General features: G+C 65.5%; 25 protein-coding genes. 13 read left to right on the forward strand and 12 right to left on the reverse strand.

Translation table 11 applies throughout. From position 1 onward, the window contains the following. Window positions 1-17: 17 nt before the first annotated feature. Window positions 18-902, forward strand: coding sequence for a LysR family transcriptional regulator (locus JQ635_RS27395; RefSeq protein ID WP_211412950.1), 885 nt, complete (start codon window positions 18-20; stop codon window positions 900-902). A 40-nt stretch (window positions 903-942) separates the two neighbouring features. Here the strand turns inward: JQ635_RS27395 and JQ635_RS27400 are convergent, their stop codons facing one another. From JQ635_RS27400 to JQ635_RS27410, 3 genes are all read right to left on the reverse strand, one after another. Next, window positions 943-1,527, reverse strand: coding sequence for a HutD/Ves family protein (locus tag JQ635_RS27400; RefSeq protein WP_211412890.1), 585 nt, complete (start codon window positions 1,525-1,527; stop codon window positions 943-945). A gap of 89 nt (window positions 1,528-1,616) precedes the next feature. After that, the gene (locus JQ635_RS27405) at window positions 1,617-2,825 is read right to left on the reverse strand and encodes an ABC transporter substrate-binding protein (protein ID WP_211412891.1); all 1,209 of its coding nucleotides are present in this window, start codon (window positions 2,823-2,825) and stop codon (window positions 1,617-1,619) included. Between the two features lie 37 nt (window positions 2,826-2,862). After that, window positions 2,863-3,810: an alpha/beta fold hydrolase gene (locus JQ635_RS27410; protein ID WP_211412892.1), complete on the reverse strand. Its 948-nt coding sequence runs from the start codon at window positions 3,808-3,810 to the stop codon at window positions 2,863-2,865. Window positions 3,811-3,904: 94 nt separating this feature from the next. Here JQ635_RS27410 and JQ635_RS27415 point away from each other — a divergent pair, with 94 nt between their 5' ends. Next, on the forward strand, window positions 3,905-4,429 hold the full coding sequence (locus JQ635_RS27415; protein ID WP_211412893.1) for a MarR family winged helix-turn-helix transcriptional regulator: 525 nt from the start codon (window positions 3,905-3,907) through the stop codon (window positions 4,427-4,429). A gap of 30 nt (window positions 4,430-4,459) precedes the next feature. On the opposite strand, the gene JQ635_RS27420 is transcribed toward JQ635_RS27415, so the two are convergent. From JQ635_RS27420 to JQ635_RS27435, 4 genes are all read right to left on the reverse strand, one after another. After that, entirely contained in the window at window positions 4,460-5,614 is a 1,155-nt protein-coding gene (locus tag JQ635_RS27420; RefSeq protein WP_211412894.1) for an ABC transporter substrate-binding protein, read from the reverse strand. A 28-nt stretch (window positions 5,615-5,642) separates the two neighbouring features. After that, window positions 5,643-6,491 (reverse strand): amidohydrolase family protein, encoded by an 849-nt coding sequence (locus JQ635_RS27425; RefSeq protein WP_211412895.1) that lies wholly within the window; start codon window positions 6,489-6,491, stop codon window positions 5,643-5,645. A 23-nt stretch (window positions 6,492-6,514) separates the two neighbouring features. Next, the gene (locus JQ635_RS27430) at window positions 6,515-7,357 is read right to left on the reverse strand and encodes a shikimate dehydrogenase (protein WP_211412896.1); all 843 of its coding nucleotides are present in this window, start codon (window positions 7,355-7,357) and stop codon (window positions 6,515-6,517) included. Window positions 7,358-7,584: 227 nt separating this feature from the next. Continuing rightward, on the reverse strand, window positions 7,585-9,672 hold the full coding sequence (locus JQ635_RS27435; protein WP_211412951.1) for an adenylate/guanylate cyclase domain-containing protein: 2,088 nt from the start codon (window positions 9,670-9,672) through the stop codon (window positions 7,585-7,587). Window positions 9,673-9,983: 311 nt separating this feature from the next. Here JQ635_RS27435 and JQ635_RS27440 point away from each other — a divergent pair, with 311 nt between their 5' ends. The 4 genes from JQ635_RS27440 to JQ635_RS27455 are packed head-to-tail and all read left to right on the forward strand — an operon-like array spanning window position 9,984 to window position 12,526. Then, complete coding sequence (locus JQ635_RS27440) at window positions 9,984-10,289, forward strand: BufA1 family periplasmic bufferin-type metallophore (RefSeq protein WP_018645959.1); 306 nt, start codon at window positions 9,984-9,986, stop codon at window positions 10,287-10,289. Window positions 10,290-10,339: 50 nt separating this feature from the next. Next, window positions 10,340-11,248, forward strand: a complete 909-nt coding sequence (gene bufB, locus JQ635_RS27445) for an MNIO family bufferin maturase (RefSeq protein ID WP_211412897.1) — start codon at window positions 10,340-10,342, stop codon at window positions 11,246-11,248. Beyond that, complete coding sequence (locus tag JQ635_RS27450) at window positions 11,238-12,020, forward strand: HvfC/BufC N-terminal domain-containing protein (protein ID WP_211412898.1); 783 nt, start codon at window positions 11,238-11,240, stop codon at window positions 12,018-12,020. Before bufB ends, JQ635_RS27450 begins: the two co-directional genes overlap by 11 nt. After that, window positions 12,017-12,526 carry a DoxX family protein gene (locus JQ635_RS27455; RefSeq protein ID WP_211412899.1) on the forward strand — a complete coding sequence of 170 codons (510 nt, stop codon included), beginning with the start codon at window positions 12,017-12,019 and terminating at the stop codon, window positions 12,524-12,526. The genes JQ635_RS27450 and JQ635_RS27455 overlap by 4 nt, the downstream gene beginning before the upstream one ends. 6 nt (window positions 12,527-12,532) lie before the next feature. On the opposite strand, the gene JQ635_RS27460 is transcribed toward JQ635_RS27455, so the two are convergent. Genes JQ635_RS27460 through JQ635_RS27470 form a run of 3 tightly spaced genes read right to left on the reverse strand, consistent with a single transcriptional unit; the run spans window position 12,533 to window position 14,616 of the window. Beyond that, window positions 12,533-13,378, reverse strand: coding sequence for an SDR family NAD(P)-dependent oxidoreductase (locus JQ635_RS27460; protein ID WP_211412900.1), 846 nt, complete (start codon window positions 13,376-13,378; stop codon window positions 12,533-12,535). 1 nt (window position 13,379) lies between these two features. Beyond that, window positions 13,380-13,940: a carboxymuconolactone decarboxylase family protein gene (locus tag JQ635_RS27465; protein ID WP_211412901.1), complete on the reverse strand. Its 561-nt coding sequence runs from the start codon at window positions 13,938-13,940 to the stop codon at window positions 13,380-13,382. Beyond that, window positions 13,918-14,616 (reverse strand): TetR/AcrR family transcriptional regulator, encoded by a 699-nt coding sequence (locus tag JQ635_RS27470; protein WP_211412902.1) that lies wholly within the window; start codon window positions 14,614-14,616, stop codon window positions 13,918-13,920. Before JQ635_RS27470 ends, JQ635_RS27465 begins: the two co-directional genes overlap by 23 nt. 167 nt (window positions 14,617-14,783) lie before the next feature. On the opposite strand from JQ635_RS27470, the gene JQ635_RS27475 reads away from it, so the two are divergent. The 5 genes from JQ635_RS27475 to JQ635_RS27495 all read left to right on the forward strand — a co-directional run bounded on the left by JQ635_RS27475 (window position 14,784) and on the right by JQ635_RS27495 (window position 19,341). Beyond that, complete coding sequence (locus JQ635_RS27475; protein ID WP_211412903.1) at window positions 14,784-15,995, forward strand: ABC transporter substrate-binding protein; 1,212 nt, start codon at window positions 14,784-14,786, stop codon at window positions 15,993-15,995. A gap of 2 nt (window positions 15,996-15,997) precedes the next feature. After that, a complete protein-coding gene (locus JQ635_RS27480) occupies window positions 15,998-16,891 on the forward strand; it encodes an MBL fold metallo-hydrolase (RefSeq protein ID WP_211412904.1) in 894 nt (297 codons plus the stop codon). A gap of 11 nt (window positions 16,892-16,902) precedes the next feature. Next, the gene (locus tag JQ635_RS27485; protein ID WP_211412905.1) at window positions 16,903-17,871 is read left to right on the forward strand and encodes a Bug family tripartite tricarboxylate transporter substrate binding protein; all 969 of its coding nucleotides are present in this window, start codon (window positions 16,903-16,905) and stop codon (window positions 17,869-17,871) included. A 25-nt stretch (window positions 17,872-17,896) separates the two neighbouring features. After that, complete coding sequence (locus JQ635_RS27490) at window positions 17,897-18,436, forward strand: VOC family protein (protein ID WP_211412906.1); 540 nt, start codon at window positions 17,897-17,899, stop codon at window positions 18,434-18,436. Window positions 18,437-18,528: 92 nt separating this feature from the next. After that, window positions 18,529-19,341, forward strand: a complete 813-nt coding sequence (locus JQ635_RS27495; protein ID WP_211412907.1) for a class I SAM-dependent methyltransferase — start codon at window positions 18,529-18,531, stop codon at window positions 19,339-19,341. A gap of 30 nt (window positions 19,342-19,371) precedes the next feature. Here the strand turns inward: JQ635_RS27495 and JQ635_RS27500 are convergent, their stop codons facing one another. Then, a complete protein-coding gene (locus tag JQ635_RS27500) occupies window positions 19,372-20,931 on the reverse strand; it encodes a L,D-transpeptidase (RefSeq protein WP_211412908.1) in 1,560 nt (519 codons plus the stop codon). Window positions 20,932-21,220: 289 nt separating this feature from the next. Further along, a complete protein-coding gene (locus tag JQ635_RS27505; RefSeq protein ID WP_211412909.1) occupies window positions 21,221-22,657 on the reverse strand; it encodes a lipopolysaccharide biosynthesis protein in 1,437 nt (478 codons plus the stop codon). Between the two features lie 262 nt (window positions 22,658-22,919). Between JQ635_RS27505 and JQ635_RS27510 the strand changes: the two genes are divergently transcribed. Both JQ635_RS27510 and JQ635_RS27515 read left to right on the forward strand, forming a co-directional pair. Further along, window positions 22,920-24,008 carry a glycosyltransferase gene (locus tag JQ635_RS27510; protein ID WP_211412952.1) on the forward strand — a complete coding sequence of 363 codons (1,089 nt, stop codon included), beginning with the start codon at window positions 22,920-22,922 and terminating at the stop codon, window positions 24,006-24,008. Continuing rightward, window positions 24,005-25,072, forward strand: coding sequence for an endo-1,4-beta-xylanase (locus JQ635_RS27515; RefSeq protein WP_211412910.1), 1,068 nt, complete (start codon window positions 24,005-24,007; stop codon window positions 25,070-25,072). The genes JQ635_RS27510 and JQ635_RS27515 overlap by 4 nt, the downstream gene beginning before the upstream one ends. The last annotated feature ends 3 nt before the right edge of the window (window positions 25,073-25,075 follow it).

A 25,075-nucleotide genomic window follows, 5' to 3' on the forward strand; every position in this document is an offset into this window, starting at 1 on the left:
AAGAAGATTCACCAATGATCGAGAACAGCGAACTATCGGAGCTGGCCGCCTTCGCCGCGGTCGCGACCCATCGCAGCTTCCGCAAGGCCGCGCTCGAGCGGGGCACGTCGGCCTCCGCGATGAGCCACGCCGTGCGCAGCCTGGAGGATCGCGTTGGCGTGCGGCTGATCCACCGCACCACGCGTAACGTGTCCCTGACCGATGCGGGCCAGACGCTTTTCGCGCGATTGGGACCGGCCCTGACGGACATCGGCGTCGCCGTCGACGAGCTGAATTCATGGCGCAACACGCCGTTCGGCACGGTCCGCCTCAACGTGCCCAACACGATTGCGCCGTTCGTGCTCGGAGACGCGATCGAGACGCTGCTGAAGGCCAATCCCGGCCTCCGGCTGGAGATCGCGGCGACGGACCGGCGCGTCGACATCGTCGAAGAGGGCTTCGATGCGGGCATCCGCCTCGGCGAGCGGCTCGCGCAGGACATGATCGCGGTGCGCATCCGCTCCAACTTGCGTTTCGCCGTGGTCGGCGCGCCTGCCTATTTCGAAAAGCGGGCGGCGCCGGCGACGCCTCACGAACTGCAAGATCATGTCTGCATCCGCTACGCATTTCCAAGCGGAACGGTGCTGCACTGGGTGTTCGAGCAGAACGGCGAGACCATCGAGATGCCGGTGGACGGCCCGCTCACCGTCGACAGCCAGGAGCTGATGGTGGATGCCGCGGCACGCGGCCTTGGCCTCGCCTATGTCTGGGAGCACCGCGCCGCATCCGCTCTTCGCGAGGGAAAGCTGGTGAAGTGCCTGCAGGGCTGGTGCCCGGTCGACGAGGATCTGTTCCTGTACTTCCCCAGCCGGGCACACCAGACCGCAGGCCTGCGCGCCGTGATCGACGCGCTGAAAGCATGAGGCCGACAGACACGATGCTGGCGGAGCGCGGGAGGGCCGCCTAGCCGACGAGCCGGATCGATGCGAGCACGGCCAAGCCCGAAACGAGCTTCAGTGTGGATGGGCCGGCCAGCTCGACCTTCAGCGTGCTACCGTCGGGAATGACGATATCCTCGCTATTGAGACGAATGCTGCAATCGCCGGAAACCGCGTAGACGAGGTGCGTGCCCGCGGACAACGGCCGCTCGCCCGGTTCCCTCAGCGCCGCAAGCTCGATTTCCGCAGCTCCGCGCCGCGCCATCAGGTTCACGACCTCGACGGGGCCTTCCTCGAGCGCAGTGACGATCTCGAGTTCGCCGGTGAAGCGCACCGTCGTGAAAGGTTCACGCTCGTCGAATTCCTGCGTCGGCGATTTCAGCACCAACCCACGTCCCTTGACGACCATCTGCAGGCGGTCGATGCCGGGCATGTGGGAGAACGGACCGGGCGCCACGACCGGCGTGGAGGCGAAGCGCCAGAGCAGGCAGTTCCAGTCCTTCACCGGGCTGTCTGCGCGATAGGCGCCCGCAATATCGGTGAAGATGCCGCCGCCGTTCTTCCAGGGCGAGCGGGTGTAGTCTTCGGGTCTCAGCAGCGTGGTTTTCATGTGTTGGGGTCGTCCGGGATCGCAAGCGAGCGAGATATCATGCCCGTGGCGAGCCCGCTTTGCCACCCCGTTCGACGGCCGCCCTGGACTCAGCGGCTGGAGGCCTTGACCAGCGGACATTTGCTCTCCGCGAGCGGCCAGACCGTCTCTTCAGCCGGAATCTTGCGCACGATCTCGAAATAGTCCCAGGGGTATTTCGAGTCCGACGGCTTTTTGACGCGGACCAGATACATGGTGCGCGTCACCCGGCCATCCGCGCGAATGTGCGCATCCTCCGAGAAGACGTCCTCGACGGGAAGCGCCTTCATTGTGGCGGCAACCTTGTCGGCGTCGTCCGTGCCGGCGCTGGCAACGGCCTTGAGATAGTGGCGCACAGCGCCATAGACGCCGGCATGCAGCATCGACGGCATCATCCCGGTTTTCGCAAAGAACGTCTTCGACCAGGCGCGCGTGGCCTCGTTCATGTCCCAGTAGGACGCCGTGGTCAGGTAAGTGCCCTGCGCGTCCTTGAGACCGAGGGCGTGCACGTCCTGAAGGAACAGGATCAGCGCGGCGAGACTCTGGCCACCTTGTGTCAGGCCGAATTCGCCCGCCTGGCGCATCGCGTTGACAGTATCGTTGCCTGCATTGGCGAGGCCGATGACCTTGGCGCCGGAGGATTGCGCGCTCAGCAGGAATGAAGAGAAGTCCGGCGTGTTGAGCGGATGGCGGGCCGCACCCAGCACCTTGCCGCCCGAGGCGGTGATCACACTGGTCGCGTCCTGCTGGAGCTGATGGCCGAAAGCATAGTCCGAGGCCAGAATGAACCAGCTGCTGCCGCCGGCCTTGACCACAGCGGACGCAGTGCCGTGGGAGACGGCGTAGGTGTCGTAGGTCCAGTGGAAGCCATAGGGCGAGCATTGCTCATTGGTGAGCGCGGTCGTGCCGGGTCCCGAATAGAGGACGACCCGCTTCTTTTCCCGGGCCAGGCCCTGGACCGCGAGGGCAACGCCCGAATTCGGCACATCGACGATCGCATCGACGTCCTCGACGTCGAACCAGCGGCGGGCGATCGCGGAGCCAACATCGGCCTTGTGCTGGTGATCGGCGGAAATGATCTGGATCGGCTTGCCCAGCACCTTGCCGCCGACTTCATCGGCCGCCATTTCTGCGGCGACCAGCGAGCCCTTGCCGGTGATGTCGGCGGTCACGCCGGCCATGTCGGTGAGCACACCGAGCTTGACGACGTCGCCACTGACTTGCGCCTGTGCGGCAACGGGAAGCGCAAACAGCAGCAGAGCGCGCGCAATCCATTTCATCTGCCGTTCCTTTCGATGCGCTGGCATGACCGATATCTCAGCATTTGACGGCGTCGAGCCAGGCCAGGATCATGGCGGCCAGATCGTCGCTGTTGTTTTCGATCATCATCATGTGACCGTTGCCCTCGATGCCGCGATCCGGAAGCCAGACGAATTCTGCGCCGAGATAGCCGGCCGTCGCCGCATCAACCTCGCGCGGATGGCGCGGATCGCGGTCCCCGGTCACAATCATGATCGGCGTGGACCGCAGACGCACGGAATCGCCGATCCTGAGCCCGCGACCGGCGATGTTGAAGCGCTCGTTCAGGATGCGCGCGCTCTCCGGCGCGAATGAGCGGCAGTAGTTTTCGAACGCGCCCTGCGGAAAGCGCGGCGTATTGGCCCAATAGGCCGCAGCAAACTCCGCCGTCAGCCGCACCGGCATGGTTTCATCCGAATAGACCGGATGACCGGCGCTGGCGTCGTCACGCAAGGCGAGGATCGATGCGGGATCGTCGGGCAGATCGCGCAGCAGATTGGCCGGCGGCCCCGGCGCGATGCCGATCACGGCGCGGACGAGATCGGGACGCCGCTCCGCCATCCACCATGCCATCGGCCCGCTCGCCGAATGCACCAGCAGCACGGCAGGGCCGATCTGCTCGACCAGCGCCAGCAGCGAGGTGGCGACGTCGGCGGTGCCCAGCCGCGGAAAATCCGCCGGCTGCGGCGAACGGCCGTGGCCCGGCCAGTCCGGCACGAACACATCACGGCCCGCCGCGGCGAACCGCACCGCCCAGCCCGGCCGCCCATCCGGCGTCGCCAGATAGCAGGTCCCGGTGTGACCGGCGCCGTGAACCATGACGACGGGCGCCCTGCCCGTGGCCGCGCGCGGCGATGGCACATGATCGACATAGACCGGATGCGCCGGCGTTCCCGCATAGAAGCACCGAGCCTCACGCTCGCACGACGGGTCTCCAGCGCTCCGCCAGGCCGACGTCGCCTCCATCCGTTCCTCCACAACTATCGACGACGGCCATTCTTACGGGTCGCGCGGCGATGTTAAGATCATGCCGGATCGAAAATCAACCAGAAAGTCTCATATGAGACCATCTCGAAAATCGTCGAACGGCACGACCAAAAGCCTGCCACCGGAGCGGGGGCCGCTCGCGGCGGTGATCGGGGGGACCGAGCTCCAGATCGCGTACCGGATGGGTTACGTGCTGAACTTCTACCGCGAGCCGTCGTTCCGGCGGATCGAGATGGAGCTCGGTCTGACGAGACCGGAGATCGTCACCCTGATCTTCCTGAACTTCCGCGAAGGCGTGACGGCCAGCGAGATCTGCGAATTCTCCGGCCATCTCAAGGCCAATATCAGTCGCGGCATCATCGCGCTGGAGAAGAAGAAGCTGATACGGCGCGCCGCCGACAAGACCGACAGCCGCCGTCAGCAATTGTTCATGACGGCGGCCGGCCGCGCGCTCTACGCGCGATACATCCCGGCCCTGCGCGAGCGGGAGCGCGCCATGCTCGCGTGCCTCACGCGTGCCGAGCGCAACGAATTCGAGCGCCTGCTCGACAAGCTCGCCGCGCACGTGCCGCAATGGGCCGCGCTCGACGAGCTCTGAGATTGGAGCGACGCAGCAGGCAGACGTCCCTCACTCGCCCTTGCCGCCCTTCAGCTTCGGCAAGGTCTCGACGATCTTCTGCTTGCCGTCGATGATCTCGGCGAGGAAGCTGGCGCGGTCGATGTCGCCGTTCTGATCCCAGCTTGCTTCCATCAGCATGCCAGGGGCCTTGTCGGGCGTCAGGGTCAGGCCCTTCATGGCCGCGCCAAAGGCCTTGCTGTCGAATTTGCCGATCTTCTCGGTGACGTATTTGACGAGATAGACGGCGGTATAGCCCTTGATGCCGTTGTGATCGGGCCGGTACTTGTAGCGCTCGCTGAATTTCTTCGTGAAGTCCTCGATCGCCGGCACCGGTGCGTCGGCGGACAGGCCGACATGGCCGCGCACGCCGTTGGCAGCGGGGCCGGCGAGTTCGACCACCTTCTGGCTGAGCAGCGTGGTCTCGCCGAACAGCGGCGTCGCGACGCCCTGCCGCTTCGCTTCGATCAGGAAGCGGGCGCTCTCCTCCTCGTTGGTGTAGACGAAGATCGCGTCGGCCTTGGCGCTCTTGAGCTTGATGACGTCGGAGCCGAAATCGACCTGGCCCTGCTCGGTCGAGATATCGGCCGCGATCTCGATATTGCGCGCCTTCATCTCCTTGACGAAATTATCGCGACCGCCCTTGCCGAAATCATTGTTGACCCAGACCACCGCGACCGCCTTCACCTTGAGCTTGTCGTGCAGGTAGTTGGCGATCTTCGGCATCGAGAATTGCTGGCCGAAGGCGGTGCGGAAGATCCAGGGATTGCCTTGCGTCGTGATGTCGGCGGCCTCGGCACCGACGATCTGCGGAATCTCGGCGGCCTGCGTCAGCGCCATGTTGACCTTGACCGAGCCGGAATAGATCGGCCCGAGCACGACGTAAGGATCCTTGTCCAGGACCTTCTGCACCTGTGCGCGCGAGATGCCGGGGTTGCTCTGGGTATCCAGATGCTCGGTCTGGATCTTTCGGCCCGAGATGCCGCCGGCATTGTTGATCTCGTCGACGGCGAGCGCGACACCGTCGCGCCAGTTGGTGCCGGAGACGGCGCCGGGGCCGGACAGCTCGATCACGTCGGGGATGTAGACCGTGCTCTGCGCCTGCGCGACGCTCGCCCACAGCGATACCGCAATCGCGATTCCAATTGGCCCTGCAAAGTGCCTCATGACGTTCTCCCTCCCTTTTGCTCTGTTGTTATCTCGTTTGATCCGTCCCGCCGTCGAAGCCGAGCAGCTTTGCCGGCGTTCGCCACAACAGGCGATGTTGATCGCCCGGATCCGGGAACAGTTGTGTCAGCACCGCGAGCAGCGGGCCGTAATCGAGCCGCTCCGGGGCGCGCAGGAACGGATAGTCCGAGCCCCAGACGCAGCGGTCGAGCGTGAAGGCATCGACCAGCGCGGCGATGAAGGGCCAGGTGTCTTCATACGGATGCGGCTGCTGCGAGAACTTGTAATAGCCGGACAGTTTTATGTGCGCGTCGCGTTCGCGGCCGATGGCGAGCAGCGCCTGGAACGCCTTGCCCTGTAACCCCTGCGCGACTGAGGGACGGCCGCAATGGTCGAACACCAGGCGCACATTTGATTTGTCGATCAGCGGCAACAGGTCGAGCAACTGGTCCTGCTCGACCTGGATCTGGAGGAACAGGCCGAGGCTCGTCAGCTTCTCCAGCAGTGGCGCGGTCTTGAGATAATAGGCGGCGCCGTGAAACGACACGTTGAAGGCGACGCCGATCACGCCGGCGGCTTTCAGCCGTTCGAGTTCCTTGATGTCGACGTCGTTCTCGACGACGGCGACGCCCCGAAAGCGGCCGCCGCCCTGCTCCAACGTGTCGAGCAGGATGCGGCTGTCGCTGCCATAGCCGGTGTTGGTGGCGACGACGAGCGCGTGCCTGACATCGAAGGCGTCGAACACGCGCAGCAACTGCGCCGCGGGCGCGATCTCCTGCCCGCTCGGACGGTACGGCGTATCGGCGGAATAAGGAAAGCGGACGGGATCGATGGCGTGGATGTGACAATCGATCCTGGGGGACACCGGCAGCGTCATGGTGCAAAGCTCCCCGGCGAAGGTCAGAACGTCGCTTCGATGGCCTTGATCAGTTCCGGCGTCACGTCGGGCATGACGCCGAACCAGGCCTTGAAGGCAAGCCGGGCCTGGTTCAGCAGCAGGCCGAGCCCGTTCACGGTGACGCAGCCGCGCGCACGGGCCTCCGCGAGGAACGGCGTCTCGAGCGGCGTATAGATCAGATCGGCCGTGAGCGTTTCCGGCCGCAGGCGCGACAGGTCGATCTCCAGCGCGGCTTTGCCGACCATGCCGCGATCGGTGCAATTGACGAGCAGTGCGACATCGCCAAGCGCGGCGCCGCGGTCGTCCCACGCAACCGTGCTCACGGCAGGGCCAAATTCCTTTGCGATTGCCTGCGCTTTCTCCGCCGTGCGGTTGGCGATGCGGATCTCGCGCGCGCCGTTCTCGAGCAGCGCGACCACCACCGCGCGCGAGGCGCCGCCCGCGCCCAGCAGCAGGATCGGCCCGGCATCGCCGCGCCAATCGGCCCTGGCGTCGCGCAGGCTCTGCACGAAGCCGTTGCCGTCATTGTTGAAGCCGGAGAGCGTGCCGTCCTGTTCGACGACGATGGTGTTGACGGCTCCGATGCGTTTTGCGGTTTCGTTGACGCGGTCGAGCAGCGGCATCGCCGTCTGCTTGTGCGGCATGGTGACATTGCAGCCGCGGAAACCGAGCGCGACGAGGCCGCGGAGCGCGTCCTCCAGCCGCTCCGGCTTGATCGCGAGCGGCACATAGCTGCCGCGGATGCCGTGCGCCTTCAGCCAGTAATTATGAATGACCGGCGAGCGCGAATGCGCGACCGGCATGCCGATGACACCCGCCAGTCCAAAACCATCCGCCTGCGACATGCTGCGCTTCCATTCCCCGAGGCCGCCGGCGCATCCTGCGCGGGGCAATTGTTCCTCCATGGCCACGCCTTTTGGCGCTCGACCATGCTATTTGGTCATTTGTCCAATTCTATTAGGGGGAATGGTCAGCTTGCGCAATCTGAATCTCGGGGGCGCTGCATGCCGAGGACCTCGCGTCGGAAGCCCGCCAACATCGATCCCGGCGCGGCAAGGCCGGCATCAGCGCGTCATTTCGACGTCAGTGCCGCAACCGGACGCCAGGCGTCGTCAGGCGCGGCCGCGATGAATTTCCGGCAACGGTCACGCATCAGCTCAGCGGGCCGATCGTGCGCACGTTGCTTCAGCACGGCCTCGAAATCGGCGAGCGCGGCGGCAAACCGGCGCGCCCGATAGTTGGCGAGACCGTGCTCGTAATCCGCGATCCAGCCGGCTTCGGTAACACCTTCATCCACGATTCCGATCAGTTCGTGGACAGAGAGCCCCTCCTCGCGTCCGTAGACCGCGATGCTCTCGATCTCGCGCGTGAGGATGGCCCCGCGTGCCAGGCGTTCGGTCGCCTCGCCGATCAGGATGCGCGTGCCATAGGACTTGTTGGCGCCTTCGAGCCGGCTGGCGACGTTCACGGCATCACCGATCACGGTGTAGTTCAGTCGCAGCTCCGAACCGATATTGCCAACCAGCATGCGGCCCGAATTGATGCCGATGCGGATCTGAAGCGGCTGGCCGAGGTCGTCGACAAGGCCGGACTCGTCCACGGCCCTGCGGCAGACCAGCGCCGCGCGACAGCAGCGCAGGGCGTGATCTTCTTGTGGCTGCGGCGCGCCCCAGAATGCCATCACGGCGTCGCCGATAAACTTGTCGATGGTGCCGCCATTGGCGACGATGATTTCAGACGTGAGGTCGAGATAGCGTGACAGCAGCGGCACGACGCGGTCGCCGAGCCGCTCGGACAGTCCGGTGAAGCCGGCGATGTCGATGAACATCACGCTGAGCTCCTGGATGCTGCCGCCGGGCCTCGCCTCGACGCCCTGCCGCAGCAAACCGCGAACGAGATCGGCGGGGATGAACTTGCGGAAGGCGGACAGGCCGGACGCCATCTCGGCGATGGCGCCCGACAGGCTCGCGATCTCCTTCAGCCGCGACGGATGGCGGCGGACCTGCTCCAGCGCGAAGGCCTCGACATGGCGAAGCTCGCCGACGACGCGCGACAACGGCGCGGCAATCACGGAGCGCGCCAGCACTGCCGACGCGAGCGCCGCAAGCACGGCGCCGACGGCGAGGCCGAGGATCAGCCGCCGCAGCGTCGTCTCAACGGGGCCGAGAAATTCCGCCTCGGGGATCACGGTTGCGAGCGACCAGCCGGGAAACGGCAAAGGCGTCAGCGCGACCTCGTAGGCCGCGCCGCGTGACGTCAGGCGGCTGCGCCAGGCCTCCTTGCGGCCAGCCTCCCCCGCCTGTTCGAGCGCTGCGCGCGCCAGCGGCAGCAGCGTGATGTCGCTGCGCACAGGGTGCAGCTCGTCGGCCTCCTTGTCCGGGGCTGCGACGAGCACACCGCTATCGTCGACGATGAACGCGGTTCCGGTACGCCCGACCTCGAGCTGCGACAGGAAGCGCGCGAGCCTCGTATATTCGATGACGACGGCCAGAACGCCCTGCCGCTCCTGATAGACGTCGATGGGGCCGGCAAAGGCAATCGAGGACCGCTCGCCGGTTGGATGGTCCATCACCCTGAACCATTGCGGCTCGTCCGCGGTGAGTCCGGCCTTGAACCAGACCTGATCGGCCACGCGGAACTCAGTCGGCTCGAAACGGCGGCTGGCGAATTCGATATCGCCGGGCACGACGTCATATTCATCGACGCGGCGCTGACCCGGATGATCGGTCAGCGAGATCTCCATCATTTCCAGGCGGCGATCGCCGAGCTTGTGCGCAGCGAAGAACGAGCCGTCGGGCCAGCCGAAAGCGACCCAGGAGATCGTCGCCTGCGACTGCAGCTGCGAGAGAAAGACGAACTCGCGCTTGTCGGCCTCGCGGGTGTCGAGCACGTTTTGGAGGAACAAGGTGCGGATCGCAGTGTGCGCGGCGCGCGCCTCGTCGACGATGGCCGCGACCTCCTTGCGCACCGCCGCCACGATCTGCTCGTTGATGGTGGAAGCGAGTTGCCGGCTGGTCGCCTCAGCCGTGCGCCACCACAACAGGCTGGAAAGGGCGGCCGTGAGCAGGATCGCGGCCAGGACCAGGGCTGACACTGCGAGGCGAATGCTGACCGTCAGCCTTGCAACCGCCTGAAGCCTCCGTCCGGGATCGACATTCATCGCCGTTTTCGCCTTCGCGGACCTGCGCATCCTCTGACATCGCTCTACGGCGCCGGCCGTCCTTTGTTACGTCTGGCAAATGCGGACCATCCGCGCCAATGCCTCGCGGCTAACGTCTCGATAGCACCAAGGCATTGGATTTACGCCGGCGTCTGCCCGTTAATCCCGACCCAAGCGCACCAACCGGGCGCCCTGACCAATCGGTCTCACGGATTCGTGAGCATTCCAGCGGTAACGCCGGCTGCGCAGGAGGCGAACGAGACCATGCGCCTTCGCCTGCCAGGCGATGCATCTGCAAAAGGAGAACTTCGATGTCTGCCAAACACGTCGTCACCACGCTCGCTCTCGCCGGCGCCATGTCGACCGCGCTTGCGACCCTCGCCGCCGCGGGCCCGCTGACCAAGGCCGAAGCCGACGCCGCCGTCGCCGCCAAGAAGGAAAAGTGCTTCGGCGTCGCGCTGAAGGGCCAGAACGATTGCGCCGCCGGACCGGGCACGACCTGCCAGGGCACCTCGACAGTCGACTTCCAGGGCAACGCCTGGAAATTCGTCCAGGGCGGCACCTGCACCAGCATCGACCTGCCCGGCGGCAAGAAGGGCTCGCTGAAGCCGGTCTGACGCGGCCAGGCCAATCCATCACGCCAACACCAGGGAAGCGGAGACGCACCATGATCACGGCCACCAAGCCCGCCACCGTGCCGCTCCGCTTTTCACTTCCGATCGGCGGTGCCGCCGGAACCAGCTTCAAGCCCGAGCACCTTCCGGCGATTCTCGAGGCCGGCCCGCAAGCCGGCTTCTTCGAGGTGCACGCCGAGAACTACATGGGCGCGGGCGGAGCGCCGCATCGCGCGCTGGAAGCCATCCGCCGCGACCATCCGCTGTCCCTGCACGGCGTCTGCATGTCGATCGGCGGGCCGCAGCCGCTCGACAAGACGCATCTGGCACGCTTTCGCAGCCTCGTCGCGCGCTATCAGCCGGCACTGGTCTCCGAACATCTCGCCTGGTCGACGCACGAGACCAGCTTCTTCAACGATCTTCTGCCGCTGCCCTACACCGAGGCGACGTTGGCCTGCGTCTGCGATCACATCGACGAGGTGCAGGAAGCGATCCGCCACCCGCTGCTGCTGGAGAACCCGTCGACTTACATCACCTTCCGCCAGTCGACGATGAGCGAGACCGATTTCATTCGCGCCATCGTGCAGCGCACCGGCTGCGGCCTGCTGCTCGACATCAACAACGTGTTCGTGTCCGCGACCAATCACGGATACGCTGCGCTCGACTATCTCGCCGATTTCCCGCTTGCTCACGTCGGGGAGATTCATCTCGCCGGCCACGCGGAGCAGACGGACGATGACGGCAACCTCCTCCTCATCGACAGCCATGACGGCCCGGTCGCGGATGCCGTGTGGAAGCTGTTCGAGATCATCATCGCGCGGCGCGGCCCCATACCGACGCTGATCGAATGGGACAGCAAGATCCCGGAATGGCCGGTCCTGCGCGCCGAAGCCACTGCCGCGCAGGCGATCCTCGATCGCTGCAACCCGGCGGCAGTGACGGAGGATCGCCGTGCGGCCTGAAGCTGACCCCGGATTTGCCGCGGCCTTTGCGCCGCCGCTGCTCGACCCCGCGCGTGATGCGCCGACGGCCGTGATCGGCCGAAACGGCAAGCCGGCCGGCCGACGCTATGACGTCTACCGCAACAACGTCACGGTCAGCCTGATCGATGCGCTGGCCGCGATCTATCCGGCCGTAGAGCGCATCACCGGCACCGATTTCTTCCGCGCCATGGCGCGCTTCCACATCCGCAATAGCCCACCGACCTCGCCGCTGCTGTTCGACTACGGCCGCGACTTCCCGGACTTCGTCGCCGGGTATGAGCATGCGCAAGACATGCCCTGGCTGGCCGATGTCGCCCGCATCGAGCGCGCCTGGCTCGATGCCTATCATGCCGCCGACGCGTCGCCGCTGTCGTCTGCGCTTCTGTCCGCCATTGCGCCGGAGCGGCTTGGCGATCTCGTCTTTGCGCCGCATCCGGCCACACGGATCGTCCGCTCGCAATATGCGGCCGTGACGATCTTTGCCGCCAACCGGGACAGCGCGCCTGTGGCGCGCATCGACGCGTCCACGCCGGAAGACGCTCTGATCACCCGGCCCCAATTCGACGTCGCGGTGCGCCACCTTCCGCCCGGTGGCGCCGTCTTTGCCGCCAGCCTGATGTCCGGCGAGCCGCTCGGCGCGGCCGCAATGGCGGCGTTCGACGCGTCAGCCAAGTTCGACATCGCCGCAAACATCGCCGGGCTGATCGAGGCCGGCGCGTTCACCTCAATTGCCTTTGGAGATCCAGCATGATTACGGAGCAGCGCATGCCCGCAAATACCAGCCTGCCCCCGCTCGGGCTGCTCGTCGACAAGGCCAATCAACTGGTGCAGACGCTTGCCACCCCGTCACTGGTGCAGCTCGTGCTGCGCCTTGCGCTGGCCGTGCCGTTCTGGCGCTCGGGCATGCTCAAATGGGCCGGCTTCCTGCGGCTCAACGACACCGCCGTGACGCTGTTCAGCGACGAATTCATGCTGCATCTGCCGGGCGGGCCTTATCATTTTCCGGCACCGGCGGTGATGGCCTTTCTGTCGGGCTGCGGAGAGATCATGTTTCCGATCCTCCTGGTGCTGGGTCTCGGCACACGGTTCGCAGGGCTCGGACTGCTGTTCATGACCGTGATCGTCGAGCTCACGGTGCCCGACGGCTGGCCGATCCATCTCACCTGGGCGGCCATGGCGCTCGGCATCATGGCTTACGGGCCAGGGAACCTCTCGCTCGACCACCTCATCTGCCGCGCGCGATCGCACGGGCGATGAGCGCACCTACATCCCGCTCAGGCCGCTATCGACCGCGAGCGTTTGCGCGGTGATGTAGACGCTCTCGTCCGACAGGAAGAACAGCACGGCATAGGCGATTTCCCAGGCCGTCGCCTGGCGGCCGAAGGGAATGTGGCCTTTGCCACGGTTGGGGCGGCCGGCGCCGGCTTCGCGGCCGTTGGGGGTGTCGACGAGGCCGGGATAGACGAGGTTGGCGCGGATGCCGCGGCGCGATCCGAGATGGGCGATGTTGCGCATGAGGCCGCCGAGCGCGGCTTTCGATGAATCATAGACCGCCATCTGCGAGCCCGCCTTCAGTGCGGCGATTGAGGAGATGAAGACGATGGCGCCGCCATTGTCGAATTTTGGCATCGCGGCGCGGCAGCACAGCATGGGGCCGCGGACGTTGACGTCGTAGATCCTGTTCCACTCCTCGGCGCTGACGGCATCGAGGCCAACCTGGCCGAAGGTGCCGATGTTCAGCACCATGCCGTCGAGGCCGCCCATGGCGCGATGCGCCTCGTCGATCATCCGGACCACGTCGGCCTCGCGCGTGACGTCGGCCGCAATCGCAAACCCCTCCCCGCCCTCATCGGTGATGCGCTTGACGGTCTGTTCGGCAGAGCTGCGATTGAGATCGGCCACCGAAACCTTCGCACCTTCGCGTGCGCATAAAATGCTCATGGCGCGGCCGTTGCCGATCGGGTCGGTTGAGGCATCGAACACGCGCTGGCCGCCGCCGACGATCAGGATGCGGCGACCTTTCAGGCGCCCCCTGCCCGGCGCCTCGCCCGAGGACTCCGCACTGGGCGGACGAACGTAGCGCTCCGGCTTGGTCTCGGTGTCCGTCATCTCAGCCGCCCTGCTTCTTGCCGCCGTCATAGACCTTCATGCCGGCGGCGGGATCGAGATCGGTTTCGGTCGCTTCAGTCAGGCGCGCCATCATCATGTAGAAGCCGAGCGCGACGATGGATTCGACGATCTCCTGGTCGCTGAAGTGTTTTCGCGCGGCAGCGAAGGTCGCCTCCGCCACGCGGACGTTCTCGACCACCTCGCGGCCGAACTTCAGCAGGGCGCGCTCGGCATCGCTTAAGCCGGCAGCATCGTAGTCGGCGCGCTCGACGGCATCGATCTGCGCTTGCGTGCAGCCGACGCCGAGCGCGATCGGCACGTGCTGGCGCCATTCATAGGCGCCGCCTTCGAGCTGCGCAGCCTGCAGGATCAGCAGTTCGCGGTTGACGGCCGAGAGCTTCTGCTTGTGCAGGATCGAATTGCCGAGCCGCATCGCCGGGATCATGTTGGCCTCGGCATGGGCCATCATGCGGAAGATGTTGAGCTTGACCGGCATGCGGTCGAACGAGGCGCGGATGTCGCCGCTCGTCGTCTCCGGATCAATCAGGGGCAGCCTTGCCACGCGTTTCTCCCTTGGCTTTTCGTTTCTTGTTGTCGGTGTCACTGCCCGCCGCGATCAGCGACAGGAAGAAGGACAGATAGCGGTCGATCGCCTCGATCACCTTCGGCCGCGGCGAGGGCACCGCGCCCATCACGTAATGCTCGAGGCGGATATAGATGAGGCCGGCGGCGAACAGCCGCGCGGTCTCGCGCGGATCGGTGGTCGAGATCAGGTCGGCGAGCGCGAAGCCGCGGAAATAATCCGTCATCATGCTCTGCTCGCGCGCGTAGAAATGGTCGGCGAACTTGGCGCGGATGCCGGGGACGCGGTTGCGCTCGGCGGTGATGACCTTCTGGAACTGGTGCTCGCGCGGATCGGACCATTGCTCGACGAGGTCCAGCGCGAACTGCCGGCAGAACGCGGAGGGCTGGCGTGCCAGCTGCTTGTAGCGCAGCTCCTCCAGCCGGCTCGCCGAGCTGGCGGGGCCGTGTTCGGCGACGATCGCTTCCAGGATCGCGGCCTTGCCGGAGAAATGATTGTAGAGGCTGCTCTCGCGGATGCCGACGCGGCGCGCGAGCTCGCGCATCGAGGCACCGCCATAGCCGCTCTGTGCGAACAGGTTCAGCGCCTCGCTGAGGATGCGCTCGCGCGTCGTGGGCGCAGCCGCTTCCGCTGCGCTGGAGGTGTGGACAGCCATGGCGGCTTGACTAACGAACGATCGTTCGCTAGTCAACCGTACGAACGATCGTTCGTTTCGCCAGTCTGGCAACAACGGGCGCGGCCCGCAAGCTTCGCGCGGGCGCCGTTCTCGCGTTTCAACTCCGCTCCATCGAGAGGCGGAGAGCAATTTTGGGGAGACGACTCATGGCGCGCTTTGCCCGCCTTCGCCTGGCTGCGGCCTGCATCCTGTTGCCGCTGCTCGCAAGCAGCACCGCCTCTGCCCAATCCGCCAAATACGATCCCGGCGCCGACGACAAGACCATCAAGATCGGCACCACCGCGCCGCTGAGCGGACCGGTCTCTGCCTTTGCGCAGATCGCGAAAGCGGCGGAGGCCTATTTCCGCAAGGTGAATGACGAGGGCGGCGTGAACGGACGGCGCATCCAGATGATCATCGCCGACGATGCCTACAGCCCGCCGAAGACGGTGGAGCAGACGCGGCGGCTTGTCGAAAGCGAGGAAGTGCTGCTGATCTTCGGCGGCGTCGGCACACCGACCAACAGCGCCGTGCACAAATATCTCAACGATCGTAAGGTGCCACAGCTCTTCCTGGGGTCAGGCGCGGCGAAGTGGGATGATCCCAAGAACTTTCCGTGGACCGTCGGATGGCAGCCGACCTATCGCGACGAGGCGATCGCCTACGCCAGATACATCAAGGCCAGCCACGCCAACGCGAAGATCGGCGTGCTCTACCAGAACGACGATCTCGGCAAGGACTATCTGAAGGCGCTGGAGGAAGGGCTCGGCAGCGGCGAAGCGATCGTCGCGCGCGCAGCCTATGAGACCTCCGCGCCGACGGTCGACACCCAGATCCTGCAACTGAAGACCGCCGGTGCTGACGTCGTGCTAGTGGCGGCGACGCCGAAGTTCGCGGCGCAGGCGATCCGCAAGATCGGCGAGATCGGCTGGAAGCCGGTGACGATCATCTCCAACGTCTCGGCCTCGATCAGCGGCGTGCTGGAGCCCGCCGGCAAGGACAATTCCACCGGCGTCATCTCCAGCCAGTATCTGAAGGACGCGACCGATCCGGCGCTGAAGGACGATGCCGGCACCAAGGAATGGCTCGCCTTCATGGACAAATATCTGCCCGACGCCAACAAGAGCGATTGGCTCAACGTCTATGGCTACACCATCGCGCAGACGCTGGTGACGGCGCTGAAAGCATCAGGCAACGACCTCACCCGCGCCAACGTGATGAAGCAGGCGACCAGCCTGAAGGACGTGCACCTGCCGATGCTGATCAACGGCACCGCGGTGAACAACTCGCCCGAGCGCTACACGCCGATGACGAGCCTCCAGCTGATCCGCTTCGACGGCACGCGCTGGGTGCCGTTCGGCGAGCTCCTGAAGAACTGAGCATGCGGCAGGTGAAGATCGGCAGCATGCGGGTCGATCTCGTCAGCGAGATCCCCGCGCTCGCTTTTGAGAAGACCTGGCTGTTCGCCAACGTCACCGACGCAGTGATCGCGGAGAACCGGAGCTGGCTCGATCACCGCTACATCGAGCCGGAGACCGGCCGCTTCATCCTCAGCCACCACTCCTATCTCGTGCGCACGCCGCGCTGGACCGCCATCGTCGATACCTGCTGCGGCAACCACAAGAAGCGGCCGCGCGTGCCCGTATGGAATAATCTCGACCAGCCCTACCTCGACAACATGCGTACGCTGGGTGTTACCCCTGAACAGGTCGACTTCGTGATGTGCACACATCTGCATGTCGATCACGTCGGCTGGAACACGCGGCTCCTCGACGGCCGCTGGGTGCCGACCTTCCCCAACGCGCGCTATCTGATGGGGCGCGAGGAGTACCGGCATTTCGAGGCCGCGCACAATGCCGCGCCGAGGAGCCCGGTGAACCATGGCTCGTTCGAGGATTCCGTGCTGCCGGTGGTCGCCGCGGGACTTGCCGAGCTGGTCGAAACCGATCACCGCCTGTTCAGCGATCGCGACGCGAGCTTGCGCTTTGCGCCAGCGCCCGGGCACACCGCGGGCAACATGCAGATCCATCTCAATGGCGGCCACGATCACGCGGTGATGTCGGGCGACGTGATCCATCATCCGATCCAGTGCGCCGCGCCCTGGCTGTCCAACGCCGCCGATGTCGATCCGGCCGCGGCGATCGCAACGCGGATGGCGCTGCTGGAGGAACTCGCGGAGACGCCGAGCTATCTGCTCACCGGCCATTTTCCCGCACCGACCGCAGGCCGCGTGATCCGGCACGGCGATGCCTATCGATTTCGTTTCGAAGATTAGGAAATGCGAACATGATGCTGCGCACCATCACGCTTTCGTTTCTCGCATTGCTATCGGCCGCGCTGCCGGCGCGAGCGGAAGACCCCGCCGCCTATCCCACGCACAAGATCAAGATGCTGTTGCCCTACGCAGCCGGCGGCGGCGGCGACGTGGTCGGCCGGCTGCTCGCCGACAGGATGGGCAAGTCGCTCGGGCAAAGCATCTATATCGAGAACCACACCGGCGCTGCCGGTACGCTCGGCACGCAGATGGTCGCGACCTCGCCGAATGACGGCTACACCATCACCGTCGGCGGCATGACCACGCATGTGCTGGCGCCCGCGATCTACCCGAAGCTGCCCTACGATTCGATCAAGGATTTTACGACGATCGGGCGCGTCGGCGTCTCCTCCATCATCCTGGTGGCGACCAAGGACTTTGCCGCCAATGACATCAAGGGCCTGATTGCGCTGGCGAAGAAGGGCGAACCGATCCAGTACGGCAGTTGGGGCATCGGCTCGACCGGGCAGTTCTGCGCGGAGATCCTGATGCAGCAGACCGGCATCAAGATGGAGCACGTGCCGTTCAACGGCATCGCCAAACTCGCCGGTGACCTGCTCGGCGGCCACATCTCGCTCGCGACGCTCGACGTTGCGACCGCGACGCCGCTGGTGAAGGACGGCTCGATCAAGGCGCTGGCCGCCTGCGGCGAACGCTCGCCGAGCCTGCCTGATGTCGCCAGCTACGGGGAGCAGGGCGTGCCGTTCGATCGCAGCCTCTCCTGGGCGATGTATGCGCCGGCGGGTCTTGCTCCGCCGATCGCCGCGAGGCTGTCGGCTGCGCTGAACGACGCGCTCGGCGATGCCGAGGTCAAGGAGAAGCTGTTGAAGCTGGGCATCACGCCGCAATTCGTCCCCGGCGAGGAGCAGCGCGACATCAACGCCCGCGACATCGCGGCCTGGAAGCAGGTTGCCAAGGACGCCGGCATCGAGGTCAAGTGAGCGGGTCGAGAAGAGGAGCACGGGCATGAGCCGCATCTTCGGCGCGGTGCGCCAGAATGGATATGTGGTGCGGGACATCCACGCCGCGATGAAGCACTGGATCGAAACCATGGGCGTCGGTCCCTGGTACTACATGGACCGGGTCAAGACCGACTGGTTCCGCCATCGCGGCCAGGACTCTGCCGTCGAGATGAGCATTGCGCTGGCCAATTCCGGCGATCTGCAGATCGAGCTGATCCAGCAGCGCAACGACGCACCCTCGCTGTACAAGGAGTTTCTGGACGCCGGCCACGAAGGCCTCCAGCACATGTCGTACTGGAGCCACGACTATCAGGTGCTCTACGACAAGGCGATCGGGCTCGGCTACAAGATCGGCCACGAAGGCCAGATCGGCGGCGACAAGGGGCGCTTTGCCTATTTCGACACGCAGGCGCATCCGGGAACGATCATCGAGATCTCCGACATCAGCGGCACCAAGGGGCCGTTCTTCGAGAAGGTCCGGCAGGCTGCGTTGAACTGGGACGGCACGCGGCCGATCCGCGAGGTCGGCGGCGGGAGATCGTAGAGCCGATCGCCGGCGGGACTTGCGTCGTTGCTGGCGCGAGCGGGAAACCATGCTAACGTGAGCCTCGTGTCCGAACCTTCAGCGAGGCAAGCATGTCCGACACTGACAAGGTTTTCGCCGGCTCGATTCCGAAAATCTACGACGAGTATCTCGTCCCGCTGATCTTCTCCGTCTATGCGCGGGACATGGCACGGCGCGTCGCCGCGCGCTCTCCTTCCGTGCTGCTCGAGATCGCCGCGGGCACCGGCGCAGTGACCCGCGCCGTGGCAGCGGCGCTACCACCCGGCATCCGTTACGTCGCGACCGACCTCAACGAGCCGATGCTCGCGGTCGCCGCGCAGCGTCAGGCCGATGATGACCGCATCACCTGGCGCCAGGCGGACGGAATGGCCCTGCCCTTCGGCGACGCCGAGTTCGACGTCGCCTGCTGCCAGTTCGGCGCGATGTTCTTTCCGGATCGCGTCAAGGCCTACGGAGAGGTGAAGCGCGTCCTGAAGCCAAACGGCACGTTCGTGTTCAACGTCTGGGATCGCATCGAGGACAATGTGCTCACGCATGAAGCAACGGTCGCGCTCGAAAAGCTGTTTCCCGACGATCCGCCCCGTTTCATGGTCCGAACGCCGCACGGCTATCACGACAAGGCCGTCATCAGGACCGATCTCGAACGTGCGGGCTTTCGTGACATCTCAATCGAAACGCGATCCGAGATCAGCCGCGCACCGTCGGCCGAATACGTCGCAATCGCGCTCTGCCAGGGCACGCCGCTGCGCAGCGAGATCGAGGCAAGGGATGCAAGCAAGCTGCAGGCTGCAACTGATATCGTTGCCGAGGCACTCCGGGCGCGCCATGGCTCCGGAGCGGTCGAGGGCAAGATCCAGGCGATCGTGATCGAGGCGCGTCGGTAATCGGCCTCAGCCCGCGGCGCGCAGCGTGCCCTACCACCAGCTCCGCTGCATCGGCTGCGTCGATTGATAGTACGGGTACTGGCCGCCGCGCTGGCGGCGCGGATTGACCGGCTGCGGGTTCAGATCGCGCTGGAAGAAGAAGCCGAAGCCGTTGCCGCCATTGTCCCAGCCGTCGTCGCTGGCAATGTCCATCGGCGCGGTCGGCTTGCGCGTGATGAAACCGCCCTGGGGATGGTTGCTCAGCACAGCGACGAACTCGGTGCGGTAGTTGGTCTCGCTGCTTAGCGGCTCGTCCGAGATGATGATCGAGGAGCGCGGCAGCGCGGTCGGCCCAATGCGATCCCACACCTCCTGCGGGATGGTGATGCGGTCGAGCGCGTCCTTGGCGTCGTCGCCGCTGTCAATCGTGACCACGCTCCAGCGCAGGCCCGTATCGGTCTTCGCCATCGCCGTGAAGATGTGCGTGCCGAGCGGCTGGTCGGGATTGCGGATCGTGACGGGGACCTCGATGCTGGTGTCGAACACCTCGCCGCCGCCGTCCGGCGCCGGCTTGTGCGTGTTCCGCCGCACGTAGAGCTTCTGCGTCGCACGGCTGATGTAGACCGAGACCGGCTCGAGCGCGAGCCTGGCGTCGGTCGCGGCCTTCACCGCGTCGCCTTTCCTGGTCGCGGCGACCTTCGCGGCCTCCTTCGTGGCGGCAACGGCGTCGCGCTTTGGCTGCGCGGCGGCCTTGGCGGCATCGAGCTGCGTCGTCGCATCGGCGGCCTTGGCGGCCGCCTTCTGCTTCAACTCCTCGGCCTTCGCGCGGGCCTGATCGGTCTTTGCATTCGCAAGCGTCTTGTCGGCGAAGGCGAGCTCGGCATCGGCGCGGGCCTTCTGCTGCTCCAACTTGCGCAGCGATGCCGGGAGCGAGACCGCCTCTTTCGCGGCCGCGGCCGTAGCCCTCTTGGTCTCGTCGGCGGCCCTTGTGGCCTCCTCGGCCTCGGCGGAGAGCTTGTCGATGCGGCCCGGCGCCGCCGCGATGGCCTCCCGCTTCGGCACGAACAGCGAAGGGTGAGAGAAATCGACGGGGGCCGCGTCGTTCGGCGAGATGATCACCCGCATTCCGATGTTGGTCTTGTCGAACAGCCCCTCCGCGAAGCCGAACGGCATCCGAACGCAGCCGTGCGAGGCGGCATAGCCGGGCAGCGGACCACCATGCAGCGCGATGCCGTTCCAGGTGATGCGCTGCATGTTCGGCATCCAGGCATCGTCATACATGGTCGAGCGGTGGTCCTTGTCCTTCTCGACGATGGCAAAGACGCCGGCCGGGGTCTCGCGCCCGGTGGTGCCGGTCGAGACGGGCGCGCGCAGGATCCAGCCGTCGGCGTCGTAGAAGGTGACCTGCTGGCTCTTGATCGACACGATCGCCATGATCGGCTCGCCCGCTTCGCGCGGCGCCACCGCCTCGGCCGGCTGGCGGGCCTGCTTGGCTGCGGACGCCGGGCCCAGCGTCGCGAATGCGACCATCGCCGCCAGCGTCACAATCCCGGGAGGCCCCCAACGCCGCATCGCCACGGTGGATTGCGCCGTTGTCATCAGGTTTTTCATGCCATCCTCGGTCGAAATGCCAGTCCGCGCGTGCCGGTCAAATATCAGTTTGCGATCTCTAAATTAAGAAATCACAGCCGCCATACGTTCCGTCTGTGGCGAGATTCGGCCCGCTCCGGCGCCAAATCTCTCATATACGACGGCCCGCACGGGCGGAAGGGCGGCTTGCGGCCGGGGCTGGTCCGGAGCTGGCGGTCCACCGCTGCGGCAGAATGTCCGGGGCCCGGCAGTGGTTGCAGCCGGCCTGGCCTGACATCAGGGCGGCGCGACCACGCCGGACAGAGGCGCGCTAGACACCCAGCGCCTTCCGGTTGAAGGTCCGCAGGAGACGGAGCGACAGCGTGCGCACATTCGCGACATTGAGCAGCCAGGCCGCTGCCGCGTAAGCAAGCCCGCCGGCGAGGCTCACCATGATCAGCGCCACGAAGCCGGTGCCGTCGACCTGCGACCGGGCGAGCAGTATGGCAGCCGCCATCGCTGCGGCGGAGACGGCCACGCCGGCGAGGCGGCTCGCGTCGAACGGCACGGGATGGGCGCGGTGCATCAGGACTACCGCCACGACGAAACCGATCGCCTCGGTCGCGAGCGTCGCCAGCGCGGCGCCATAGATCCCGTAACCCGCCACCAGCGCGAACATCAGCGCCACGCTCACCACCAGCGTGAGGAACGATTGCGCCGCCAGCATGAAGGGACGCTCGGCGAGCTGAAAACTGATCTGGACGTAAAACTGGTTGGCGATGCCGAACAAGCGGGCGAGCACCAGGGTCGGCAGCAGTGCCGACACGCCGGCACGGAAGTCGACGCCCACGAGCGTGCCCGCGACCTGGTCGGTTGCAAGCGCCAGCCAGATCGCGACGGGTGCGACGACGACGAGCAACAGCTCGAGGCTCTCGGTCAACCGCTCGCGCGTCGTCTCGCTGTTGTTCTCCGACAGCGACCGGAACACCAGAGGCACGGTCGCAGCGGCGACGCTGGACGCGATCATCACCATGAATTGGCGCGGCAGGTCGGCGGCAACACCGAAGATGCCGGCGGCGTCCTTGCCGAGGAGATAAGCGACGATGAGACGGTCACAGCTCGAATACAGCGCGACCGAGAGGCCGGCCAGCGTCAGCGGCAGGCCGTAGCGCGCGAACTGCATGAACTGGCTGCGCTGGAAGCGCGCGATCCTGCTGCGGTCCCCGACGAGATTGAGGATGATGCCGGTGAGCGAGCCGAGGCCGAAAGCCGCCAGCAGGCCGAGGCCGCCCCAGCCGAGCCAGATGCCGACGAGGCCGAAGCCGACGCTCGCGACGCTGCGCACGATCGAGATCGCAGCGAACCGATAGGGCCGCAGCTTGGCGCGCTCGAACTCCTGGCCGACGTCGACCGCATTGGCCATGATCGCGACGAACATGCTGGCGAGCAGAAGCTCGACGCTGACATCGCTCCGGAACAGAAACACCAGCGGCGTGGTGGCACAAAGCACTGCGACCGTCAGCCCAAAGGCGACCATCGCCGTGCCGCGAAAATCCACCTCCGCCGACATCGCCTGATAGCGCGACACCGACAGCTTGATCCAGGCGAAGAAGATCGCGCCGAGAATGCCGGCAAGGCTGATGCCGACGACATAGACGCCGTATTCCGCGGGCGAGAGTAGCCGCGTGTAGGCGGTGACCGCGAAGAAGCCCACCGCCGCCGGCAGGATGTAGGCCACAAGGTAAATGGAGAAATGGCGATTCAGCATGCGAGCACGGGACCGGCGGCACCTTGAAGATTAACGGGGCGTTAAAACAGTTGGCCTTTGCTGCGGCCATCGCACTGCGCCGCCAGCGCCGATCAAGATAGTCGCATAAGCCTGCAAATCGGATCGCGAATGAAACGTCTCAGCGGTTATCGCGCGTTAGCGTTAAATTTGCCCTGTCCTTGTAGGAACCGGCGGGATCACAGAAAAGAAGCAATGATATCAAAAGGTCGCCTGACCCTTCCGATGCGTGGACGTGACTGACATGGACGTTGCCGAACGAACGCGGGCGCACCCGACCTCCCGGCCGCATGGCGGTACCGACGCTCCGCTGGTTCCGGCGGATTTCGGCACGCAAGGGCGTGACCGGATGGTGCTCAATCTTTTCTTCGAAGAGCGGGACGACCGCTGGTTTCCCGGAGACCGCCACATCCGGCCGCTGCTGCGGCGCCTGGTCAAGGGCGAATCCTTCATCAGCGGACAGCGGCGCGTCCTCCTCAACCTGTGCGCGGGCCTCGACCGGCTCGGCATCCGCTACCGCGTCAACGACTATCGCTACATCCGGAAGCACCCCGAGGAACTCGCCTGCATCATCGGGCGGCCGTTCGTGCTCGACTGGTTCAAATGGAAGAACCCGCTCCTGCTCGGCGTCGCCATGTACGATCACCCGATCGATGCACCGGAGCGCCTGAAGGACCTGCAGGTGAAGCGCGTCCTGGTGCCGTGCAAATGGTACGCCGACATGTTCCGTCCGCACTGGCCCCATGTCGACGCCTGGCCGGTCGGCATCGACACCGACCTGTGGACGCCGACGCCGGCCGACCGCAAGAGCGTGGACGTGCTGCTCTATGACAAGGTTCGCTGGGATTACGAGCGATATGAGCCCGAACTGATCGAGCCGATCCGCAGGCATCTCGAGGCCAGCGGTCGCACGGTCGAGGTGATCCGCTACGGCCACTACAAGGAAGACGACTACAAGGCGGCGCTGGCGCGTTGCCGCAGCATGATCTTCCTGTGCGAGCATGAGAGCCAAGGCATCGCGTGCCAGCAGGCGCTGTCGAGCGGCGTTCCCGTCTTGGCGTGGGATCGCGGCGGGCCGTGGCAGGATCCGAAGTATTTTCCGCACAAGGTGCAGTACGAAGGCGGCGTATCCTCTGTGCCCTATTTCGACGAACGCTGCGGCATGACCTTCACCGATGCGGCCGGTTTTGTCTCCGGCTGGAGCGAGTTCTGGTCGCATGTAAGCGCCGGCGACTTCGCGCCACGCGACTACGTAACCGAGAATCTCACGCTCGAGAAGGGCGCGCTTCACTATTACGAGATCGCCGAAGCCGTGATGCAGAACCACGCGTGACCAGGCTCGACAGACGCCGATTTCTCCTCGGCAGCGCCGCGACGCTCGCGGCGGGCGTCTCCGCGTCAGCATTACCGGCCTCGAAGCTCGCCCAGCGCCATCAGGGCTTTGGTGCGGCGGCCACGCTCTGGGACCTGCAGGCCGATCCCAGGCTCGGCGAAGCCATCAGCACCTATTGTACACAGGTGGTGCCGGTGCTCGAGCTGAAATGGCCGATGCTGCGGCCGGACGCCCACACCTTTGCCTTCGAGCGCGCCGATGCGATCCTGGACTTCGCGCAGGCGAACGATCTGACGATGCGCGGACACACGCTCGCCTGGTATCACGACATTCCGGACTGGACCAAGCAGATCAAGAACGCCAAAGGCGTCGAGCGCGCGTATCTCGACCACATCGGCACCGTCGTGTCCTACTACAAGGACAAGCTGACGTCGTGGGACGTCGTCAACGAGCCGATCCCGGACAATCCAAAAGGGATCACCGACCGGCGCGATACGTTCTGGACGCAGCATCTCGGCAAAAGCTGGATTCCGCTGGCGTTCCGCACGGCCGCCGCGGCCGATCCTTTCGTGAAGCTCGCGATCAACGAATACGATATCGAATCGGCGAAGGACTCCTTCATCGCCAAGCGCGCGGCCTACCGCAACCTCATCATGGATCTGCTCAACCAGGGCGTTCCGCTGCATGCCGTCGGACTGCAATCGCATCTGCATGCCGAGCTCGAGATCGACACGCATGGCCTCGCCGAATTCGTCACCGAGCTGCGCTCCTGGGGCCTCGAGGTGCTCGTCACCGAGCTCGACGTCGACGACCAGAAGCTGACGGGTAGTCCGGCGGAACGCGACGCCATCGTCGCCAAGCGGGTCGACGATCTGCTGACGGCCGTCTCGGCCAGCGGCCCGGTGCGCTCGATCCTGACCTGGGGCCTCTCGGATCGCTACAGCTGGATCAACGGCACCTTCGCCCGCAAGGACAAGCAGCCGAACCGCCCCTTGCCGCTCGACGGCGAGTTCAAGCCGAAGCCGTTTATGGACGTCATCAGCAAGTTCACGAAGAACGTTTGAAGC

The sequence above is a fragment of the Bradyrhizobium iriomotense genome (assembly GCF_018130765.1).
GTDB classification, from domain to species: domain Bacteria; phylum Pseudomonadota; class Alphaproteobacteria; order Rhizobiales; family Xanthobacteraceae; genus Bradyrhizobium; species Bradyrhizobium iriomotense_A.

Excerpts from the sequence above, each read along its gene's own strand:
- JQ635_RS27510 (WP_211412952.1), top strand. The coding sequence starts at position 22,920 with ATGGACGTTGCCGAACGAACGCGGGCGCACCCGACCTCCCGGCCGCAT.
- JQ635_RS27505 (WP_211412909.1), bottom strand. The coding sequence starts at position 22,657 with ATGCTGAATCGCCATTTCTCCATTTACCTTGTGGCCTACATCCTGCCG.
- JQ635_RS27415 (WP_211412893.1), top strand. The coding sequence starts at position 3,905 with ATGAGACCATCTCGAAAATCGTCGAACGGCACGACCAAAAGCCTGCCA.
- JQ635_RS27425 (WP_211412895.1), bottom strand. The coding sequence starts at position 6,491 with ATGACGCTGCCGGTGTCCCCCAGGATCGATTGTCACATCCACGCCATC.
- JQ635_RS27475 (WP_211412903.1), top strand. The coding sequence starts at position 14,784 with ATGGCGCGCTTTGCCCGCCTTCGCCTGGCTGCGGCCTGCATCCTGTTG.
- JQ635_RS27420 (WP_211412894.1), bottom strand. The coding sequence starts at position 5,614 with ATGAGGCACTTTGCAGGGCCAATTGGAATCGCGATTGCGGTATCGCTG.
- JQ635_RS27440 (WP_018645959.1), top strand. The coding sequence starts at position 9,984 with ATGTCTGCCAAACACGTCGTCACCACGCTCGCTCTCGCCGGCGCCATG.
- JQ635_RS27485 (WP_211412905.1), top strand. The coding sequence starts at position 16,903 with ATGATGCTGCGCACCATCACGCTTTCGTTTCTCGCATTGCTATCGGCC.
- JQ635_RS27455 (WP_211412899.1), top strand. The coding sequence starts at position 12,017 with ATGATTACGGAGCAGCGCATGCCCGCAAATACCAGCCTGCCCCCGCTC.
- JQ635_RS27470 (WP_211412902.1), bottom strand. The coding sequence starts at position 14,616 with ATGGCTGTCCACACCTCCAGCGCAGCGGAAGCGGCTGCGCCCACGACG.
- JQ635_RS27435 (WP_211412951.1), bottom strand. The coding sequence starts at position 9,672 with ATGAATGTCGATCCCGGACGGAGGCTTCAGGCGGTTGCAAGGCTGACG.
- JQ635_RS27405 (WP_211412891.1), bottom strand. The coding sequence starts at position 2,825 with ATGAAATGGATTGCGCGCGCTCTGCTGCTGTTTGCGCTTCCCGTTGCC.
- JQ635_RS27500 (WP_211412908.1), bottom strand. The coding sequence starts at position 20,931 with ATGAAAAACCTGATGACAACGGCGCAATCCACCGTGGCGATGCGGCGT.
- JQ635_RS27490 (WP_211412906.1), top strand. The coding sequence starts at position 17,897 with ATGAGCCGCATCTTCGGCGCGGTGCGCCAGAATGGATATGTGGTGCGG.
- JQ635_RS27495 (WP_211412907.1), top strand. The coding sequence starts at position 18,529 with ATGTCCGACACTGACAAGGTTTTCGCCGGCTCGATTCCGAAAATCTAC.
- JQ635_RS27400 (WP_211412890.1), bottom strand. The coding sequence starts at position 1,527 with ATGAAAACCACGCTGCTGAGACCCGAAGACTACACCCGCTCGCCCTGG.
- JQ635_RS27430 (WP_211412896.1), bottom strand. The coding sequence starts at position 7,357 with ATGTCGCAGGCGGATGGTTTTGGACTGGCGGGTGTCATCGGCATGCCG.
- bufB (WP_211412897.1), top strand. The coding sequence starts at position 10,340 with ATGATCACGGCCACCAAGCCCGCCACCGTGCCGCTCCGCTTTTCACTT.
- JQ635_RS27480 (WP_211412904.1), top strand. The coding sequence starts at position 15,998 with ATGCGGCAGGTGAAGATCGGCAGCATGCGGGTCGATCTCGTCAGCGAG.
- JQ635_RS27410 (WP_211412892.1), bottom strand. The coding sequence starts at position 3,810 with ATGGAGGCGACGTCGGCCTGGCGGAGCGCTGGAGACCCGTCGTGCGAG.
- JQ635_RS27460 (WP_211412900.1), bottom strand. The coding sequence starts at position 13,378 with ATGACGGACACCGAGACCAAGCCGGAGCGCTACGTTCGTCCGCCCAGT.